General features: G+C 45.4%; 19 protein-coding genes and 2 tRNA genes. 2 read left to right on the forward strand and 19 right to left on the reverse strand.

Annotated elements, in window-relative coordinates; genetic code table 11:
• Positions 1-8 precede the first annotated feature (8 nt).
• From HMPREF9469_RS22020 to HMPREF9469_RS22055, 8 genes are all read right to left on the reverse strand, one after another.
• On the reverse strand, positions 9-338 hold the full coding sequence (locus tag HMPREF9469_RS22020) for a hypothetical protein (RefSeq protein ID WP_007867027.1): 330 nt from the start codon (positions 336-338) through the stop codon (positions 9-11).
• An 11-nt stretch (positions 339-349) separates the two neighbouring features.
• Positions 350-1408, reverse strand: a complete 1059-nt coding sequence (locus HMPREF9469_RS22025; RefSeq protein WP_007867033.1) for a type II secretion system F family protein — start codon at positions 1406-1408, stop codon at positions 350-352.
• Positions 1409-1422: 14 nt separating this feature from the next.
• Entirely contained in the window at positions 1423-2394 is a 972-nt protein-coding gene (locus HMPREF9469_RS22030) for a transglutaminase-like domain-containing protein (RefSeq protein ID WP_007867035.1), read from the reverse strand.
• Positions 2395-2453: 59 nt separating this feature from the next.
• Positions 2454-3197, reverse strand: a complete 744-nt coding sequence (gene rlmB, locus HMPREF9469_RS22035) for a 23S rRNA (guanosine(2251)-2'-O)-methyltransferase RlmB (RefSeq protein ID WP_007867037.1) — start codon at positions 3195-3197, stop codon at positions 2454-2456.
• Positions 3194-3736, reverse strand: coding sequence for a Mini-ribonuclease 3 (locus HMPREF9469_RS22040; protein WP_007867040.1), 543 nt, complete (start codon positions 3734-3736; stop codon positions 3194-3196). Before HMPREF9469_RS22040 ends, rlmB begins: the two co-directional genes overlap by 4 nt.
• Positions 3721-5130, reverse strand: coding sequence for a cysteine--tRNA ligase (cysS, locus tag HMPREF9469_RS22045; RefSeq protein ID WP_007867042.1), 1410 nt, complete (start codon positions 5128-5130; stop codon positions 3721-3723). The genes HMPREF9469_RS22040 and cysS overlap by 16 nt, the downstream gene beginning before the upstream one ends.
• 116 nt (positions 5131-5246) lie before the next feature.
• Positions 5247-5789 carry a 2-C-methyl-D-erythritol 2,4-cyclodiphosphate synthase gene (gene ispF / locus HMPREF9469_RS22050; protein ID WP_007867043.1) on the reverse strand — a complete coding sequence of 181 codons (543 nt, stop codon included), beginning with the start codon at positions 5787-5789 and terminating at the stop codon, positions 5247-5249.
• A 58-nt stretch (positions 5790-5847) separates the two neighbouring features.
• Positions 5848-6774, reverse strand: a complete 927-nt coding sequence (locus HMPREF9469_RS22055; protein ID WP_007867044.1) for a diacylglycerol/lipid kinase family protein — start codon at positions 6772-6774, stop codon at positions 5848-5850.
• A 193-nt stretch (positions 6775-6967) separates the two neighbouring features.
• Here HMPREF9469_RS22055 and HMPREF9469_RS22060 point away from each other — a divergent pair.
• A tRNA-Val gene (locus tag HMPREF9469_RS22060) sits at positions 6968-7040 on the forward strand.
• Between the two features lie 21 nt (positions 7041-7061).
• A tRNA-Met gene (locus HMPREF9469_RS22065) sits at positions 7062-7135 on the forward strand.
• Positions 7136-7501: 366 nt separating this feature from the next.
• On the opposite strand, the gene HMPREF9469_RS22070 is transcribed toward HMPREF9469_RS22065, so the two are convergent.
• From HMPREF9469_RS22070 to HMPREF9469_RS22120, 11 genes are all read right to left on the reverse strand, one after another.
• Positions 7502-8224: a hypothetical protein gene (locus HMPREF9469_RS22070; protein ID WP_007867045.1), complete on the reverse strand. Its 723-nt coding sequence runs from the start codon at positions 8222-8224 to the stop codon at positions 7502-7504.
• Between the two features lie 479 nt (positions 8225-8703).
• Positions 8704-9141 carry a hypothetical protein gene (locus HMPREF9469_RS22075; protein WP_007867046.1) on the reverse strand — a complete coding sequence of 146 codons (438 nt, stop codon included), beginning with the start codon at positions 9139-9141 and terminating at the stop codon, positions 8704-8706.
• A 243-nt stretch (positions 9142-9384) separates the two neighbouring features.
• On the reverse strand, positions 9385-9786 hold the full coding sequence (locus HMPREF9469_RS22080) for a DUF6896 domain-containing protein (protein WP_007867048.1): 402 nt from the start codon (positions 9784-9786) through the stop codon (positions 9385-9387).
• 100 nt (positions 9787-9886) lie between these two features.
• On the reverse strand, positions 9887-10450 hold the full coding sequence (locus tag HMPREF9469_RS22085) for a pentapeptide repeat-containing protein (RefSeq protein ID WP_007867049.1): 564 nt from the start codon (positions 10448-10450) through the stop codon (positions 9887-9889).
• 103 nt (positions 10451-10553) lie between these two features.
• The gene (locus tag HMPREF9469_RS22090) at positions 10554-10775 is read right to left on the reverse strand and encodes a hypothetical protein (protein WP_143111194.1); all 222 of its coding nucleotides are present in this window, start codon (positions 10773-10775) and stop codon (positions 10554-10556) included.
• A gap of 293 nt (positions 10776-11068) precedes the next feature.
• On the reverse strand, positions 11069-12187 hold the full coding sequence (locus HMPREF9469_RS22095) for a PdxA family dehydrogenase (RefSeq protein WP_007867052.1): 1119 nt from the start codon (positions 12185-12187) through the stop codon (positions 11069-11071).
• 59 nt (positions 12188-12246) lie between these two features.
• A complete protein-coding gene (melA, locus tag HMPREF9469_RS22100; RefSeq protein ID WP_007867054.1) occupies positions 12247-13557 on the reverse strand; it encodes an alpha-glucosidase/alpha-galactosidase in 1311 nt (436 codons plus the stop codon).
• A gap of 25 nt (positions 13558-13582) precedes the next feature.
• The gene (locus HMPREF9469_RS22105) at positions 13583-14971 is read right to left on the reverse strand and encodes an ABC transporter substrate-binding protein (RefSeq protein WP_007867056.1); all 1389 of its coding nucleotides are present in this window, start codon (positions 14969-14971) and stop codon (positions 13583-13585) included.
• 94 nt (positions 14972-15065) lie between these two features.
• Positions 15066-15920 (reverse strand): carbohydrate ABC transporter permease, encoded by an 855-nt coding sequence (locus HMPREF9469_RS22110; RefSeq protein WP_007867058.1) that lies wholly within the window; start codon positions 15918-15920, stop codon positions 15066-15068.
• Positions 15921-15923: 3 nt separating this feature from the next.
• Entirely contained in the window at positions 15924-16814 is an 891-nt protein-coding gene (locus HMPREF9469_RS22115; RefSeq protein WP_007867061.1) for a carbohydrate ABC transporter permease, read from the reverse strand.
• A gap of 30 nt (positions 16815-16844) precedes the next feature.
• Positions 16845-19109 carry an alpha-galactosidase gene (locus HMPREF9469_RS22120; protein ID WP_007867064.1) on the reverse strand — a complete coding sequence of 755 codons (2265 nt, stop codon included), beginning with the start codon at positions 19107-19109 and terminating at the stop codon, positions 16845-16847.
• Positions 19110-19162: the final 53 nt, after the last annotated feature.

Raw genomic sequence — 19162 nt, forward strand, 5'->3', positions numbered from 1 at the left:
GTTGCCCCCTATTCCTCTATGGGTATGATATTGATCTCCGGCATTACATTGGATGCAAAGCCATCGTAAAATACATTATATTTCTTACGGTTGATCTGAACCCCGTAATTTTCCTCCAAATATTCCACGCTGGGCGGATAACGCCCCTCAATGGCATAACACTGGACCGAAGCCCTTGTAACGGCTTTTTTTAAAGTCTCTTCCTCCCTGCCCCCTGTCCGGCCCGCAAAATTCATTGTGACAATGGCAAATACCGCCACTGCCACTGCCATGGCTGTCAGGGATAACAGGTAGCCATATACGGTATTCTTTTCTTTCTTTGTGTCCCGAACCTTCATGACCCGGCCTCCTAACCGATCGCTGACAGCACTCCCACCAGCGGAAGCATGGCAGACAGAAGCACCAGCCCCACAGACACTGCCAGGACCGCTACGATCGTAGGTTCAAACCTGGCGATCATATTGTCTATGGCGGCATCCGCCATCTCCTCGTAATCACCGGAGATTTCCTCCATGACCTGATCCAGATGGCCGCTTCTGCTTCCCACTTTGATCATCTGTATATAAAAGCCTGAGAACAGGCCAGTGTCCTTCATAGACTGGTAATAACTCTCGCCCATCTGAAGCTGTTCCGAACATTTGCCAATGCGCTCAGCCACTGTCTGGTTGGCAACCAGTTCCCTTGCCAGTTCCATTCCCTTTTCCAGCTCCATTCCACTCTTTAAGGTCAGGGCCAGCACAGCGGTAAAACGGCGGTTGGCCACGGCCAGGGCAATCTTGCTGCGTCCCTTTACATAGCTGATGAACCGCTCCACAAAGCCAAACTTCTTGCCAAACCTGGAAGCCAGCCAGATACCGCCTATGAACACTGCCAAAAGGGCGGATACCACCAGGGCGCCTCCGCTGAATACGCCTCCCAGGCGGATCGCCGAGACAGCCACCGGGGACATCTGAGCCCCCAGCTGCTCATACACCTTGTTAAATACCGGCATGACCCGTGAAAACAGAACAAACAAAACCACCAAAAGCATGACAACCATCATAATGGGATAGGTCACTGCATTCTTGATGGCCTGTATCAGGCGGTATTCCTTATCATAATATTGGGAAAGGGACTGCATCATCTGGTCCATGGTGCCTGTCTGCTGGCCCAGCTTAGCCATCTTCACCACATAGTCGGGAAATACCCTTGCGTCTTCCAGCACCTTAAAAAAAGGATCTCCCAGTTCCACGCCCTCCGCCATGTAGAGCAGCATATCCTTTTCCTTTTTGTCCGCCGCGTCCTCGGCCATAATGGAAAGACCCTCATCCAGCGGCACCGCGGCTTCCAGCAGCAGTGATATCTGCAGGCAGAACGCGGACAGCTCCCGGTAGGAATAGCGGTAATACGCCTCTCCTTGCTTTGCCATCTCCTTGCCTCCTGTTAATAGCTGTATTTTGCCTTATAATTGGCGCCATTGCCAATGTACTGCATGATCTCCTGGCTTTGGCCGCTGGAGGATGCAAATGTGGGATCCATCAGTTTCCAGCTGTTCCCATCAAAATAAATAATGTTATCCACCCAGCCCTGTCCTTCCAGGTACACGTTGATCCATGCGTGATACAGGTTCCCTGTATAACCAACCACCAGCTTGGTGGGAATGTCCTGGGAACGGAGCATGGCCGTCATCAGTGCCGCATAATCAAAGCAAATCCCCTTTTTCTGGGCCAGCACCACATCCACATTGGGAAGATAGCCCGACTGAACGGAGGTGGCCTTGGCCGTATCGTAGGATACGTTGTCAATCACGTAATTGTAAATAGCTGTCACTACCCCGATCTGATCCGATGCACCTGCCGCAACCGCCGCACCTGTCTGGACCGCTGCGCTGGCAGCATTAAAATTCACATACTGGTTGGGGTACAGGAACGGACCAAACTGGTTGGTGACCCCCGCGTCAATGCTCTGGCTGAAGGCCTGGGAATACTGGTTGCCCTGAATATTCTCAAACACCTTTACCTGATAGGATCCGCTGCCCTCCGACAGTGGGAACACCTCATAAACGCCGCTGTTGTTCAGATCATATGTATAAGTCTCGGAGCCGCTTTTGGTTATCTGTATCTTGATCTTCCCAACGCTGCCCGTGTACTTGACCATGATATAACCCTCTGAGACATTGGAGGCGTCCAGAGTAGCCTTTTCGTTCTTATAAGTAGTTGTGCCGGACGCAATGGGCGTGCGCACATAGCTTCCGGCCGGTTTGCTGTAAAGGGGCACCTGGGCATCGTCTATCTCCACCGCCGCCTTGCCGGACTGGGCCAGGGCCGCCGGTGATGAGATCCCACCCGCGGCCACACAGGCCGCTGCCAGGAATGCCGTTAATTTAACAGATGTTTGACCGATTATTTTCAACATAAGATCACCTCTTACTAAATCAATGGGATTCATGCGTATATCTGCGGACCGCCCCGGTGTTAAGCCATGGTGCGCTGCCTTACGATCTCGTAGGCCAGCACGCCTGCTGCCACAGAGGCGTTCAGCGAATCAATATCACCCTTCATGGGTATAGATGCTGTCATATCGCAGTGTTCACTCACCAGCTTGCCCACACCCTCCCCTTCATTGCCAATCACAAGTCCAATGGGTCCTTTCAGGTTCACTTTATACATCACTTCACCGCCCATGTCGGCACACACAAACCACATGCCCTTTTTCTTCAGATCTTCCATGGTGGCCGTAAGGTTGGTAACTTTTGCAACCGGGGTATAGTTAAGGGCCCCTGCGGAAGTCCTGGCAACCGTGGCTGTCAGTCCCACGGCCCTGCGCTTTGGGATAATGACTCCATGGGCGCCGGCCAGATTGGCTGTCCTGATGATGGCTCCCAGATTATGGGGATCCTCGATCCCGTCCAAAAGGATCAAAAAGGGCGGTTCCCCCTTTTCCTCAGCGGCCTTCAGCATATCCTCCACCTCTGCGTATTCATAAGCGGCGGCAGATGCAATAACGCCCTGGTGCTTTCCTGTCTCAGACATCTGGTCCAGACGTTCCTTGGTCACATAATTGACGATCGTGTCATGTTTCTTTGCTTCCCGGACAATGGTGCGCACCGGCCCGTCCTGACAGCCGTCCAGTACAAACAGCTTGTCAATGGTCTTGCCGGAGCGAAAGGCTTCCAGCACTGCATTGCGCCCTTCTATGGTCAGTTCTTCATATCTCATCTCATGTCTCCTGTTTCTTCGGTTTCTCCTGTGGATTTTCCGTCCCTGTCCTCACAGTCAGTCCTTCCAGCCGGATCAGCCCCGCTTTCCACAGGCAGTTCCCCCAGCCGGATCAGGCCCTGGCTTACAATGTATACCAGACGTTCAAACTCTTCCTTAATGAACAGCCAGCCCACCAGGGCCTCCATTCCGGTAGCGGTCCGGTAATCGATGACCGAAGCATTCTTTGCCGTTGTGGCGGACTTTGCATTGCGTCCACGCTTGTACACCCCATGTTCTTCCTCTGTCAGCAGTTCTTCCACCGCCCTTATGAGGGCGGCCTGGGTGGGTGCCTTTACCAGCTGGGCACTGCGCTTGTGCATCTTGTTCACCTGCATGCTGCCCTGGTTGATGACCCTGGCGCGGATGATCAGTTCATACACCGCATCCCCAATATAGGCCAGAACCAGTGGCGAGTAGGAATTCGCGTCCACTGGTTCAAGCTTCATACACTGTTTATAATATGTGAGAAAATCTGTTGTGGTTACACTCTCTTCCACTTTACACCCTCTCTGGTGTCCTCCAGGACAATACCCATATCCAGAAGTTTTCCGCGGATCTCATCTGCCAGCGCAAAATTCTTATCTTTTCTTGCCTGCTGTCTGGCCGCGATCATATCCTCGATATCGCTGTCCAGCACTTCTTCCTTTTTCTCTGTGATAATGCCCAGGACATCGCACAGATCCTCAATGGTCTTTTTCAGATAGGACACGTATGCTTTGGTGCTGGAAGCATCCGCCGTGGAGTTGGCCAGCTTCACCAGCTCAAACACTGCGGAAATGGCATCAGCTGTATTAAAATCGTCATCCATGGCTTCCTCAAACTTGCCAAGCAGCCTGCCTGCTTCTTCCATATTATTCTTCTCTGCATCGGTAACGTCCACACCCTCAGCCTTTGCATCCAGATCCTTTAACTTATCCACACAGTTTAAGATACGCTCCAGGCCGTTCTTGGACGCCTCCATCAGATCCGCGCTGAAGTTCAGCGGGCTGCGGTAATGGGCGCTGAGCATAAAGAAGCGCAGTACCTGCAGATCATACTTTTCACTGATCTCACGCACTGTAAAGAAGTTTCCAAGGGACTTGGACATCTTCCTGTTATCGATGTTAAGGAATGCATTGTGCATCCAGTAGGTTGCAAACGGTTTTTCATTGGCGCATTCACTCTGTGCGATCTCATTCTCATGGTGAGGGAAGATCAGATCCTCGCCGCCCGCATGGATATCGATCTGGTCACCCAGATACCGTTTGGACATCACAGAGCACTCAATATGCCAGCCCGGCCGGCCCTTGCACCATGGGGACTCCCAGTATGGCTCCCCTTCCTTTTTCGGCTTCCACAGCACGAAGTCGCTGGGATCTTCCTTACCTTCCTCACCGGTCACCTTGATCTCGCGGAAACCGGACTGAAGCTCATCCAGGTTCTTATGGGACAGCTTGCCGTACTCCTTAAAGGAACCTGTCCTGAAATAAACGGTTCCGTCCGCAGCCGTATAAGCATGGCCCTTGTCGATCAGGGTCTGGATCATCTCCAGCATACCGCAGATTTCCTGGGTTGCCTGGGGATGAACGGTGGCCGGCTTAACATTCATGCCTGCCATGTCCTTTTTGCATTCTTCAATATAGCGCTGGGAAACCGTATCCGCATCCACACCTTCCTCGATCGCCTTCTTGATGATCTTGTCGTCCACATCCGTAAAGTTGGAGACATAGCGCACATTATATCCCTTGTACTCAAAGTATCTGCGCACTGTGTCAAACACGATCATGGGCCTTGCATTCCCGATATGGATCAGATTATAGACAGTGGGGCCGCAGACATACATCTTGACCTCACCTGGCGTCAGGGGTACAAACTCTTCTTTTCTTCTGCTTAATGTGTTAAATATTTTCATATTCTCATTCTCCTCATGGATTATTTCTTTCTCTGCTTTGCATACCCTAAGCGGACAAGGGTTATGTTTTACCTTCATATCCTAATAAGCTGCTTATCATTATAAATCTTTTGATCTCATCCCCGGCCACAGCCAGGACAGCTTTTGCAGCCCTCTGCCATCATTTTATTATCATAGCAGTAATCAGCCACTTCCGTCAATAAGGTAATTGCCTGAGAAGAAATCCCCTCCCCGGTTCCTGTGAAACCAAGTCCTTCCTCCGTGGTGGCTTTGACGCTGACCCTGGACACATCCAGATGGAGTGCATCGGCTATATTCGATGCCATCCGGAGCCTGTAGGGCGCGAGTTTCGGCCTCTGGGCAATGATGGTGGCGTCAATGTTTTCTATGACATATCCCTTTTCCTCCAGGAGTTCCCCCACCTTCTTTAACAGTTCTATGCTGGAAATCCCTTTGTATGCCGGGTCCGTGTCCGGAAAATGCTGTCCGATATCACCCAGGGCAGCAGCCCCCAGCAGGGCATCCATCACTGCGTGTACCAGCACGTCCGCATCTGAGTGTCCCAAAAGCCCCTTTTCATAGGGCACATCCACACCGCCCAGGATCAGCCTGCGGCCCTCTGCCAGCTTATGCACATCATATCCTTGTCCGATTCTCATAATATCTCCTTATAACTGTCTCTATAACTGTCACTATAACCGTCTCGGTTTGGCAGTATTATATCATCATCCGCACCTTCCGGGCAATACATCCTGCCTGGATATCTGTCTGAAGCCCGCAGAATTCCCCATCCGCATGGACGGGAAGGGCTGCCTCCGTGTGGATAGCGATCTCCCTGCACTCAAAATTCCTGACCCCCTTCTGCCTGCCTCTGCGGCCTGCAAAGGCTGACAAAAGCACCGGGATCAGCTTTGTCCTGGTTGCGTGGCTGACCACGCATATATTCATCTTTCCATCACATCCATCCGCCTTGGGGGCAAACAAAAAACCGCCGCCCTCTGAAGGCTGGATATGGCATGAGATAAAAAGTATGTTGTTAAACTCTACCTTCTTGACACCGTCCAGCACAATGTAGCCCTTGGAGGACTTGCATCTGAAAAACTGGCGGATGCCTAAAATGATATAAGAAAGTCTGCCCAATCCCATGCGGCTTAAACGCTGCCTGCATCTGGATGTCAGCGCCTCCTGGCACACAGCCGCATCATATCCGATGCCTGCGCTCACCAGAAAACGTCTGTGGGACAGTTCCTGTTCCCCGTAAGAGAGGACTCCATAATCGATCATGGTAAAATGTCTGGGTGTAAGCTGCTTTTTCAGACACTTGATCACACTTCTGGGCATATGCAGGCTTCTGGCCAGATCATTGCCGGAACCAGCCGGTATATACCCCAGGCTTAAAGGGGCATGGAAAGAAACGCCGTCCAGGACCTCATTCATGGTCCCATCGCCGCCCACCACGATGATATACCGCGGTTCCCGCACACCATCAGTCAGCTTCCTGGCAATGGATCTGGCATCGCCGGTCCCCTCTGTCAGGAAAGCTTCATATTCTATATTATGATTATCCATATAGCGGGCCATGACTTTCCAGAGATTCATGCCTCTGCCGCTTCCCGCATTAGGGTTTACAATAAAGTTATACATAAGCGGTATCAGGGGTCCTTTCCTAGTTCTTTACAATTACATATTGCCTTCCGATATTATACCATAATCCCCTATAAAACACTAAGAAAATTTCTATAAAAAAAAATTGCAGAAAAAGTCTTGACAATTACCACAATTTATCATATACTGTACAGGCAGTCGCGATTAAGCTGCTGCGAAAGCCTTGGAATGTGGGGTCTTAGCTCAGCTGGGAGAGCATCTGCCTTACAAGCAGAGGGTCACAGGTTCGAGCCCTGTAGGCCCCACTACCTACCAAAATCTAATATGGCGGAATAGCTCAGTTGGCTAGAGCACACGGTTCATACCCGTGGTGTCGAGAGTTCAAGTCTCCCTTCCGCTACTTGTGAATGCCCCTGAAAGCTTGATAAATCAAGTGTTTCGGGGTTTTTGCTTTTGAAAAACCATGTTTACTTTTGTTTACACTCATATAATCATTCTTTTATTTGCTGCTTGTTCCAGTCCAAGTTCTTTATCTGACACATCCTTCTGATCAAAACAATAATGATTCAGCAATGTTTTTTTAATCTTCATGTCCAGTTACATAAGCTTTCCAGATATTTTGTAAAGATTCTACCTGTCCCCCTCTTTCTAGTTCTGCTGGCAATAAAAAGGTAACCTTCATCATAATATCCATATTTAATGCAAAGTTATAGCCTCATGCCACGCCCCTTCCATTTGTCCGTGTTATACCTTTATCGGACAAGCTCTACTTATAAAAAATAGAAGAAACTCTTTGTGTTAACTCTTCAAGTACTTTCCCACTATCGTATTTTAATAATATTGATGCATGGTAAACAACTTTAGACTCAGTATCTACTATCAACGGCAAATATATCGTATTCGCAAAATTAGCACTAAATATGAATTTCTTAATGTTATCCTTACTCACATTGTTTGAAAATACACATAATATATACTTCCTGTTAATCAATCCTTTTAACTTTTTTCTTTTTTCACTTTTAGCTATTGCTGAATCCATTAATATTTGAACATTTTCAGACTGATAAGAACTGATATCCGGAAAATAATCCATAATAATTATATAATTCACAATCGTTCTTCTCTTTCTGTGTTCAATTTGCTGAAAAATCTTTATATTTCCCATTTCACAGGATAGCTTCTCTTCTAAAACATAACCTTTCTTACTGATTTCATCGCATAGATTATTTATTGAAACAATATTAGTTTCTTTTCGTACAATACACTCATCCATATCTTCTCTTTTACCAAGAAGAAATTTATATGGTTGTATAACTTCTAACAAGGTTACCGCAAAGATCGCACCAAACAAAATAAGAAACAAAAAACTTATAGTAAAGAGAGAAAGGATTAATATATCATCTGTTTCTTTTGGAAGGAAAAAGATAGAAATAAATAAACATATAGATAATGTCATATAAAAAGCAGCCATCCAAAATTGTTTTTTCACTGTTATAATCTCCCTAACTTATTTTTTCTGTTCATACCATTGCCAACAAAGCACATATCATTAAAACACATAACTTCGTTGGAAATGAACTTAATCAACCGTTATTACATTAAATCTGATTTAAAATACTTTCTTTATGGTAACGAGGATTTAGAGATCTTAATAGTTCATCCACTTTATTCTGCCGTTGTGCCATCATTTTCACAGTATGATCTATGAAGTCATAATTTTTCAACAAAACATCATCTATGGAATTACTGCAACTATATGGTGTGTAATAATTAATATTGTTCCATATTTCTGAACCATAGTGTTTCGCTATTCCCATTCCGTTAGATACAACAGCACTCTTTGCTGCCCCTTTTTAATATTCCACAACTGCAAATCCAAATGTACTATTTTGGGAAAAACCTGATCATACGATGGTGTGTTCAGGATTTTCTTGAAGCAACCATTTTTTAATGCTTGAAATCGTTCAATTAACTTTCTGATTGATATTTCATGCGAAGATCTGACAACTGTGCAACCCAATCATTTATGCACTGCTGAGTTAAAGTAATTGTCGGAAGATAATGCCCTCCATCCTCAACACAAAAGAGTTTAAAACCCATATCGGATACATTTCCATAAAGACTGGCATGTCCGACAAATAGTGACATGATCCAAAAAACATCTATATCTCCATGCTTGTATATCCCCTCTCCCTCCATCAACTTCTTCGTTAATCCAGATATCAAGTGTGAACAAACATATTCAACTCTTTCTATCCCAAGATAAACTTTTTTAAAGCTACTGCGTTTTGAAAAATACACGTGGCATTGCCAATCTGATTCCGCAACTAAGGTCAAAGCAAACCCTTTTGATTTTAAAACCACTTTATCCATGGTAAGATAACAATTTCTCCAGTTTTTCTCCATATGTCAACTCTTTTCCTCCTAACGTGCAGGCATATGATGTTTCAATCAAATCTTTTATAAGCGAAATCTCTTCTTCGCTAAAATGAAAATTCATAAGCTTAACCTCCCAATTTTTTAATAGATCCAAAGTTCTATCTATTATCATTCCTGGTGCGGTAGTCTAATTTTTTGCTTTTACTATTGTGGTATTTTATCATCATTTTATTGATATGATACTTTCAATAACTTTATCAGTTCATAAATTTATACATAATAATAAAGAAAACATCTCTTGACTAATTCTCCAGTGGTTAATGCCTTTTCAAACTCATCTTTTATTCTTGCTTCAGGATATAACTTATTTAACTCTGGTGCACTTTGCTCAATATAATACGATAGCAAATGTGGGTTGATACCATAACCCACAGCATCAAAATCCCAATCAATATTTATTTGTCCATCAAATACATTGCACCCTCTACCATGCAAATAAGCTTCGTACCGTTTTCCGTTCACAAAAAACTCTTTTCGCGGTTCTTGACACTGCCTCATAATAGGACCTAATTCAAACTTATTCTTTACATTTAATGCTTGAAAAAGAAGACTACACCTATCTTCAACAGCCTCTAAATACTCGATTGTTAATTGTTTTAATATTTCATCCAATATTAATTCCTCCAATCATTATTTAATTGCTATTTATACGCATATTTGAGTATATTTTGTAGTCCTCATATGTATGCAACACTGCAATTAAGTAATAGAATCACATTGTTGTACCCTCGTCCTTATAATAATGCAGAAGATGTTTAGCTACATTATCGTTGCTTGATGCATCATTAAAATAAGAGGAGCTGATTAACTTAGCACCAAATAAATTAGGCTTAAAACCCAAACTCCATACTGTACTATCATCATATACTGCGTTGTTGAAAGTACATGTATCCAGTCCCTCGCACTCTAAAATAGCGCCTCTTAAGTCGCAAAAGTTAAAGTTTACGTTGGAAAGTGTTGAACCTGTTAAATCTGCTCCATTTAAGCTTCCTCCAGAAAAATCACTGGAAATAATTAAAGTCGATTTCAGATTTGCCTTGCTATAATCAGCCATAGCAGATTCCATCCCGATCAATCTCGATTTCTCAAAATTAGAATAATTAAATAGAGTACATTTTGTTTCTGCATATCTAAAATCACAGTTCAAATAGCTGGAATGACTCATATCCAGGTTTGTAAATATACATCTTGAAAAACAAATATCATCAAAGACATTTTCTTTCACCTTGTCTACTGGCAGTTCCATTGGCTCATCGCCTTCTCTTAATATATACATAATTGCCTCCAAATTTTAGTGATTACCCCAATCGGATAAATCCATTAGTATATCTTCCCATTTTACTATCCGATTTGGATCATCCCCTCCCCCTGGCGCCTACCTATTTCATTGTATTATCATCCTCTTTGTTAGAATTTCTCTCAATCCCAAACGCGTCATACTCATATGAGGCTTTGCAGATTCCACCTTGATTTCTTAGCTCAGATACGTCCCCATGCTCGTCCAATATATAGTAGTATACCACGTTATCTGCTTCTGCGGCAATTACATCGATACCTCGCATGTACATATTAAGTTTTTTACCATCAATACGTTCCTCCACAAGGTTATTATCGTCCCAGCAATTATCTGGTCGTTCTAAGCAGCTACCTTGAGCACTAAAATAAGTCCAGGAATATGTGTAGTGATTACATACTCATGGACTTATTCAGATGTCCAAATACTTGATTTTTGATTACACCTTTCATTACACTTTCGGATGATGTGCTCAAATCTCCTTATTTTATTGGTTTTTATGGGCCTATGTCGAGAGTTCATGTCTCCCTTTTGCTACTGATAAACCTCGAAAGCTTGCCTATCAGGCAGTCCGAGGTTTTTATTTTACAAACGTTATTTTTAAATGGATTCTCCCGCCATCCTGCAAACCATACAAAAAGCATTCTCCAGCGATTGTGTGGATGCGATTCCCTTCCAGGCAATATCATGGGCTGTTCCGTGGGCACAGGTTGTTGCCGGCATGTTCAGTCCTCCCACAATCGTGATCCCCCGTTCAAATCCCTTTAGCTTTAAGGCGATCTGCCCCTGATCATGATACATGGTCACCACCGCATTATATGTTCCGTCAAAGGCCTGTTTAAACAGAGTGTCCGATGCAAATGGCCCCTGTGCATCAATTCCCCTTCCAGACGCTTCCCGGATCGCCGGAGAGATCACCCTGCCCTCCTCGTCTCCGCATAGACCGCCTTCACCTGCGTGGGGATTCAAAGCGCATACTCCGATCTTCGGATGGCGGTATCCTGCTTTTTTTAACGTCTTATCCGCCAGACAGATCGCTTGTACGATCCCATCCACTGTCAGCTGGCTGCTGATTGCTGATACCGGAATATGGCTGGTCACCCTTGTTGTCCATACCTGATCCAGCATATTGATCTCACCGCATTCACCCTCCTGTCCCAAAAGCATGGAAAAAAGTTCTGTCTCACTTGCCGCAGGACTGTCAGCCAGTTTCATGGCCCCTTTATTTAAAGGAGCATAACACACTCCCTGGATCTTTCCATTTTTAAATAATGACACAGCATAGCAGATCATATCAAGACATGCTTTGCCGCATATCTGATTTACTTTCCCCTTCTCGATCATCCCCGGATCCTGGTCCCCCACATGGATCACCGGTATCCCATGCTCCCAGTCAACCGTATCCATGGAATCAAACAGCTTCCAGTTAACATTCAGATCAAATGTCTCCAATGCGTATTTCCATAAATGCACATCCCCCATCACAACGGGTCTTGCATGTTCATTCAAAATCCCTTTTGCTGCCAGTTTTGCCGTCAGCTCCGGCCCAACACCGCTTCCATCTCCTATTAATACTGCCACAACAGGTTTTTCATTCTTTTCCAATCCGCCCACCGCCTTTCTTAAATCTTCCGTCCTGCCTGCATTTCCGGGTAAAACCACATAGGGGATCCCCAAATGTATCCCCAAATGTATCCCCAAACGCAATTTTTTGATCATTGCAGGATCTTCCTCCTAAAAAGGAAGAGGGAGCTGTCATATGCTCCCCCTTTCCCTTGCTACCTGTACTGCGGCATCCAATCTTTATGGGCCTCAAACAGATCATCACACATAGCTGTAATATCATCCATGGAAAGCTCCGCCGCCACATGGGGATCCAGCATTACTGCCTGGTATACCGCCTCTTTTTTCTTTGTACGCGCGGCTTCGATGGTCATAAGCTGAACATTAATGTTGGTTCTGTTTAATGCCGCCAGCTGTTCCGGCAATTCTCCCACATAAACCGGCGCAATGCCGGAAGCATCTGAGATACAGGGTACCTCCACACATGCCTTGGCCGGAAGATTGGGTATCATTCCATGGTTGATCACATTTCCGCCGAATTTAAACGGCTTATTGTTCACAATGGAGTGGATGATCTGAACTGCATATTCCTTGGACGCCTCATGTCCCAGATCAGGTGAATTGATCAGCTCCTCCCTCATCTTCTGCCACTCTTCAATATGCCTGATACATCTTCTTGGATATTCGTCCAGGGGAATATTATACCGTTGGATCAATTCCGGATATTTATCTTTAATAAAGTACGGCATATATTCCGCATTATGTTCGCTGGATTCCGTGACATAATATCCAAACCGGTGCATGATCTCGTGGCGTACTTTGTCTCCCTCCGGATATCCAAGCTCCTTTGACCTGCGTTTGATCTCCGGATACAGATCCACCCCGTCCCGGCTGACTTCCAAAAGCCATGCCATATGATTGATCCCTGCAATCTTCCACTGCACCTTATCGTCATACTCCATGCCGATGCCGTCAAAAAGCTTTGGCACTGCGACCTGAACACTATGGCATAAGCCGATAAAATTCACATTGGAATAGCGCTGCATATATCCGCTTAACATTCCCATTGGGTTCGTATAATTAAGGAAAACCGCATTGGGACAATATTTCTCCACATGTTCTCCAAACATTTCCAGAACCGGGATGGTTCTTAATGCGCGGAATACGCCTCCCACTCCCAACGTGTCTGCAATCGTCTGCCTTAAGCCGTATTTTTTCGGGATTTCAAAATCCGAAATGGTACATGGGTCATACCCTCCAACCTGAACCGCACAGATCACAAAGTCAGATCCTGTAAGGGCATTGGGAAGCATTGCTTCTCCCACATATTTTTCCAGTGTTACGTTTTTCCCAAAATGATGCTTCATGGAATTCAGCATCAGATAGCTGTCTTCCAGTCTCTGCTCATCTATATCGTATAATGAAAATACCATATCTTCAAGTTCCGGATGGATCATACAGTCACCCAGAACATTTCTGGCAAATACGGAACTTCCTGCGCCCAGAAATGTAATCTTCAAAGCCATGTTGTGCCCCTTTCCACATCCTGTATTATTGCTCATTCAAAACTTCTGTCATACGCTCCTGGCATGCTGCCACCACCTGTTCCGCTGTTGCAGAATTGTTCACTGCCAGCGGATCCATCTCTTCGTTAAATACTTCATTTAGCTGCTGGAAGGATACGGAAGTCTCATCTGCCGCCATCTTGGGATCAATCGTTGCCACGATCTCATTTAAGATCCTCATCTCGTCCGGGAATACCTTATATTCTACACCGCCCTCCAAAAGGCTGGTTCTTACAGGAATGAACGCACCTGTCTCGCAGAATGTCTTCATATTCTCAGCATTGGTGATATAATCAATGACAATTGCCGCTGCCTTGGGATATTTTGTTTCTGAATATGCAAATACTGCGTTGCCGCCCATATCAGATCCTGTTTTTCCATTGCGGACCGGCATATATGTCATTCCCCATTTGTCGCCCATGTTCTCCTGCATATAGGAGCAATGCCAGCTTCCTGAGAATGTAAATGCAGTCTGCTCCGCTACAAACAATGAGTTGGTGGTTGTGGCTCCTGAAAATGCAGTGTTGGCAACCAGATCTTCTTTTCTCCAATCCTCATACAGTTTGATTGCCTCTAATACCTCCGGTGAATCCATTGTAACAGCATCCTGGGCCTCGTTCAGCACAGATCCGCCATTCATGTAAATGAACGGAAGATAGCGATAACCGCTGTTATTCTCCCAGATACCGCCAAATGCATAAGGCAGGCTGTATTTATCCTTTAAGGTCCTTGCAATATCAGTTATTTCTTCCCATGAATAACCATCTTCCACACTGGTGGGAATCCTTATCCCAGCTTCCTCAAACATCCTCTTGTTGTAAAACATTGCCACTGTATCCGTATGATGAGGCATGGCTACCAGTTTTCCCTCATATGTACATGCGGATAAAAATGCCGGTGAAACATCATCCAGGCTCTCCTGGGCAATATAAGGGCTCAGGTCCAGCATTACGTCCGCCTGTTTGAATTTACCAAGTCTCTGATAGGTATAACGCATTACATCCGGCCAGTCATTTCCCGCAATCCTGGTGTCCAGCATATCTCTGTAATCTGAAGACGGATATGTCTGGGGAATGATCTTAATCTCCGGATGGTCCTTCTGAAGATTTGCGATCAACTCATCCCATGCGTCTTTGTCAGAAGTGGATCCTTCCCAATATGCGATTTCAATTTCCGCCCCCTCTTCCGCTTTTAATTCCTCCGCTGCCGCATCTGCCCCTTTTGCTGCCTCTGCCGTTGTCTCTGCCGCCGCTTCTTTTGCCGCTGGTGTTGCCGCTGGTTTTTCTGCGGTTTTTCCGCCGCAGGCAGCCAATCCGCTTACCATACCTGCCGCCAGCATAACTGCCATAACCTTTTTGACTCTGTTTCTACGCATAAAATACTCCTCCTTTATATTTTTACACTTTCGTGTTTATGTATATTGTGTTTATGTGTTTCGTATTTATTTGTTTTTGTATTCCCCTTCCTCCCTAACCTTTAATACCGCTGGAAGCAACCCCCTGTACAAACTGCCGCTGGAATAACAGGAATACCACCAGGACCGGCAGCACAGATATCAGCGAAGCTGCCATCATATCATTCCAGTTAACATACTGCGCCCCGTTTAGATTAGATAATCCCAGCTGTACTGTGTAATACTTATCATTGGAAAGCATGATCAACGGCCACTGCAGATCATTCCAACGCCACATAACCGTGAAGATCACAAGCACGCTGATAAGCGGTTTCACATTGGGAAGTATGATCTTTGTAAAAATCGTAAACTCTGTGGCGCCATCGATCCTTCCCGCCTCGATCAATCCATCGGGGATGTCACTGATAAACTGGCGGGACATAAAAAGTCCCAGTGCTTCGGCACACGGCGGGATAATCACACCCCACAGCGTATTACGGATTCCGATCTTGGATGCAATGACAAATACCGGGATCATGGTGACCTGAAGGGGGATCATCAATGTACTTAATACGATCAGAAACAAAAATTCTTTAAATTTAAAATCGTATTTTGCAAAGGCAAACCCTGCAAGCAGGTTGATACAAACCGTTATCACGGTTGAGAGCAAAGTTACTATAAAACTGTTTCTGAAATAAAGCCCAAATGGCGCCCTGGACAGTGCTGTTGCAAAATTGGACCATATAAATTCACTTGGCCATAACTTGGGGGGAAATGCAAATATTTCATCCACTGGTTTCACTGCGGTTGCCATCATCCAGTAAAACGGGAATAACGCTATCACTGCCGCTGAAAACATAAGCAGAAAGACCGCCGTCTTCATCAGCCTGTATTTTCTCCTATCCATGCCCATACGTCCTGAATCGTTCATATGCTAATCCTCCTTCTCAATCCTGAACCTGATCAATGTGAGTACCACCATAAACGCAAATAATACAATACCGCCGGCCGCCGCCCTGCCATAGTAATTCTTATTAAATGCCTGCTCATAGACATACATTACCATGGTCTTTGTTGCATTCAGCGGACCTCCCTGCGTCATGGTATAGACCAGGTCAAATGAACGGAACGCATGGATCATGCAAGTGATCATTACAAACATATGCGTATTCTTAAGAAGGGGAAGGGTGATGTAGCGGAATTTCTGCCAGGTACTTGCACCATCGATGGTTGCTGCCTCCATCACATCCGTTGGTATTCCCTGTAAACCTGCCAGGTAGATCACCATATTGTATCCGGTCCTCTGCCATACAGTTGCAACGATCAGCATGACCATTGCAAATTTGGGGTCATTCGCCCACTGGATCGCCGTGCCGCCCATTGACCGGATCAAATAATTGATCAGCCCAAGCTGATCCTGGAAGATCCAGGTAAACACCGTTCCCACAACAACGGTGGACACTACTGCAGGTGCATATATTGCAGAACGGATCACTCCTCTCAGCGGAATCGCACTGTTCAGCAGCACTGCAAAAAACAATGCAAGCACCATTAAAAGGGGTACGGTGGCAACCGTATAATAGAACGTATTAAAAATGGATTTTAGGAATACTTTATCCTGGAAAATATACAGATAGTTCTGTATATCGATAAATTTCGGCGTCCCCATTCCATTCCATTTTACAGTACTATAGTAAAATGACATGAATATGGGAATGATCATAAATACTAAAAACAAGATCATATTTGGAAGAATATAAAGATATGGCACTACTTTAATATTTCTCCAAAAAGGCATTTTTATTTTCGAGTTCTTTTCTACCATAGCGTTCCTCCTTCTTCACAGTGAAACGGCCTAATTGCCTTGTGCCCTGCACTCCAGAACATACAGCTGAGATGTAAAATCACCCATATCTGATCCGGAATTCTTTTTTGTGACCTCCTTTTTTCTTACGGAAGATCCCGTAAATTCCATATCCGTTAACAGTCCCATGTTCATAAGTTCGTCCCCGTAATAAGACCTTCCTGTTTCAGCACAGACGTACATCATCTGGGGATCCAATCCTCTAAGCAGCACTTTCTTCAATTTGGGATTGGGTGTGGCCAGCACTTTGTAGCAGCTGACAATGGCTGTCTTCCTGTCCTCCGATACTACCATCCACGCCGCATCGCCCTGATTTTCAAATGGATCCTTTAATCTGTAAAATCTTCCGTACTGAAATACATTCCGGTATTTTTTGTAAAATTGGATCTGTTCCATCACAGCGCTCTGCTCCGCCTCTGTCATCTGATTCGGATCCAGCTCATATCCAAACGCTCCAAAAAAGGCCACATTTGCCCGGAAGCCGATGCTGGTCATCCGTTTCACCTGATGATTCGGAACAGCCGAAACATGAGCGCCTATGGATGACAGCGGGTACACCATGCTTGTCCCGTATTGTATTTTGATCCGTTCCACTGCATCCGTGTCATCGCTGGCCCAGCACTGCGGCGCATAGTACAGCATACCGGCATCAAACCGCCCGCCGCCGCTTGCACAGGATTCAAACAGGATGTCAGGAAAAGATTGGATCAGTTTTTCATATAAATCATATACTCCTAATATATATCTGTGGAAAAATTCACCCTGTTTCTCAGCCCCCAGCGTTGCGCCATACGCCTCCGTAATATTCCGGTTCATATCCCACTTTATATATGAAATCTTGGAATTGCTCAAAACCTTGTGCATCATATTATAGATATGATCCACGACTTCAGGATTGGAAAAATCCAGAACATACTGATTTCTTCCCTGGGACATGGGGCGTTCCGGCACCCTGATCACCCACTCTCCATGGTTTTGATACAACTCACTGTTCTTATTGATCATCTCCGGTTCAAACCATAAGCCAAACTCCAATCCAAGTTCAGCAATCTTTTTGGACAACCCTTCCACGCCGTCCGGAAGCTTGTTCAGATCACTGTACCAGTCACCCAGAGAACTTCCCGCATCATCCCGTTTTCCAAACCATCCATCATCTAATACAAACAGCTCCGCCCCAAGATGTCTGGCCTTCTCAGCTATGTCTAATATTTTCTTTTCATCAAACTTGAAAAAGGTGGCTTCCCAGTTATTCAAAAGGATGGGACGTTCTTTTTCTCTCCAGGGCCCTCTCACCAGTCGTTTGGTGAACAAGCTGTGGAAATTCTGACTCATGCCGTTCAATCCTTCACAGGAGTAAACCATTACCCCCTCCGGAGTCTGGAATTCCTCCCCGGTCTCCAGCATCCAGGAAAACTCAAAGGGATTGATCCCCATCATAACACGGGCGGTCTCATAGCGGTCCACCTCAACCTGCGCCAAAAAATTGCCGCTGTAGATCAGGCAAAATCCGTACACCTCCCCGGACTGCTCTGTTGCCCAGGGACGCTTCAAGGCAATAAACGGATTGTGGTCCATGCTGCTTGCACCTCTGGCACTGGAAACAGACTGTATTCCTCCAACCAGCTTCCGGCGGACGATATGACGCTCTCTTGACCAGGCGCCATCCAGCTGGATCATTTCAAAATCATCATCATACAGATCTATGGATAATGACATTGCCCGGTTTAGTTTTACTGTCCGGCAGCCATGGTTTACAAATTTTGCATTCCGGCAGACCACATCATAATCCTCAAAAATCGTATAGGACAAGATCAATTGTACCTGGATCAGCGGATCCTCTAAAATGACATCCAGAGTGACGGCTTCCTGGTCATCCTCTGTATAAACAGCCGGAAGTCCGTTTAATTTCTTTTTTCCCGAATAGATCTCATGGGATTTATAAGCAAATCCAGTGATCCTGCTGCCGTTGCCCTGCTCGATCTGGTATGCCGGTTCTCTGAAATCAGTCGTTCCATAAGACGGGTATTCCTGCCGTATGGTATCAAGTGAAAACAAAAAATCATTTTCATACACATAAGCCGTGTGGCTCTGTGTTCTCATCTGGATAAAGTGTGCAAAAGAATCCCTGTGGGTCAGCTTCTTTCCAAAATACAACTGGCCCAGCTGCCCGTTTTCAAGAACGGATAAAATATAGCTGATCCTCTGGTTGCACAGATGAAATTCCCTGGTTGACGTGTTATAAATAATTTCTGCCATTCCAATCCCCCTTCTAAGATCGCATATACAGCAAGGTTTTTGTGAACGCGCGT

This window comes from [Clostridium] citroniae WAL-17108, from assembly GCF_000233455.1.
Classification (GTDB): Bacteria; Bacillota; Clostridia; order Lachnospirales; family Lachnospiraceae; genus Enterocloster; species Enterocloster citroniae.

Coding starts and splice junctions, on each gene's coding strand:
- HMPREF9469_RS22020 (WP_007867027.1), bottom strand. CDS start 338: ATGAAGGTTCGGGACACAAAGAAAGAAAAGAATACCGTATATGGCTAC.
- HMPREF9469_RS22025 (WP_007867033.1), bottom strand. CDS start 1,408: ATGGCAAAGCAAGGAGAGGCGTATTACCGCTATTCCTACCGGGAGCTG.
- HMPREF9469_RS22030 (WP_007867035.1), bottom strand. CDS start 2,394: ATGTTGAAAATAATCGGTCAAACATCTGTTAAATTAACGGCATTCCTG.
- rlmB (WP_007867037.1), bottom strand. CDS start 3,197: ATGAGATATGAAGAACTGACCATAGAAGGGCGCAATGCAGTGCTGGAA.
- cysS (WP_007867042.1), bottom strand. CDS start 5,130: ATGAAAATATTTAACACATTAAGCAGAAGAAAAGAAGAGTTTGTACCC.
- ispF (WP_007867043.1), bottom strand. CDS start 5,789: ATGAGAATCGGACAAGGATATGATGTGCATAAGCTGGCAGAGGGCCGC.
- HMPREF9469_RS22055 (WP_007867044.1), bottom strand. CDS start 6,774: ATGTATAACTTTATTGTAAACCCTAATGCGGGAAGCGGCAGAGGCATG.
- HMPREF9469_RS22075 (WP_007867046.1), bottom strand. CDS start 9,141: ATGGAGAAAAACTGGAGAAATTGTTATCTTACCATGGATAAAGTGGTT.
- HMPREF9469_RS22085 (WP_007867049.1), bottom strand. CDS start 10,450: ATGTATATATTAAGAGAAGGCGATGAGCCAATGGAACTGCCAGTAGAC.
- HMPREF9469_RS22095 (WP_007867052.1), bottom strand. CDS start 12,187: ATGATCAAAAAATTGCGTTTGGGGATACATTTGGGGATACATTTGGGG.
- melA (WP_007867054.1), bottom strand. CDS start 13,557: ATGGCTTTGAAGATTACATTTCTGGGCGCAGGAAGTTCCGTATTTGCC.
- HMPREF9469_RS22105 (WP_007867056.1), bottom strand. CDS start 14,971: ATGCGTAGAAACAGAGTCAAAAAGGTTATGGCAGTTATGCTGGCGGCA.
- HMPREF9469_RS22110 (WP_007867058.1), bottom strand. CDS start 15,920: ATGAACGATTCAGGACGTATGGGCATGGATAGGAGAAAATACAGGCTG.
- HMPREF9469_RS22115 (WP_007867061.1), bottom strand. CDS start 16,814: ATGGTAGAAAAGAACTCGAAAATAAAAATGCCTTTTTGGAGAAATATT.
- HMPREF9469_RS22120 (WP_007867064.1), bottom strand. CDS start 19,109: ATGGCAGAAATTATTTATAACACGTCAACCAGGGAATTTCATCTGTGC.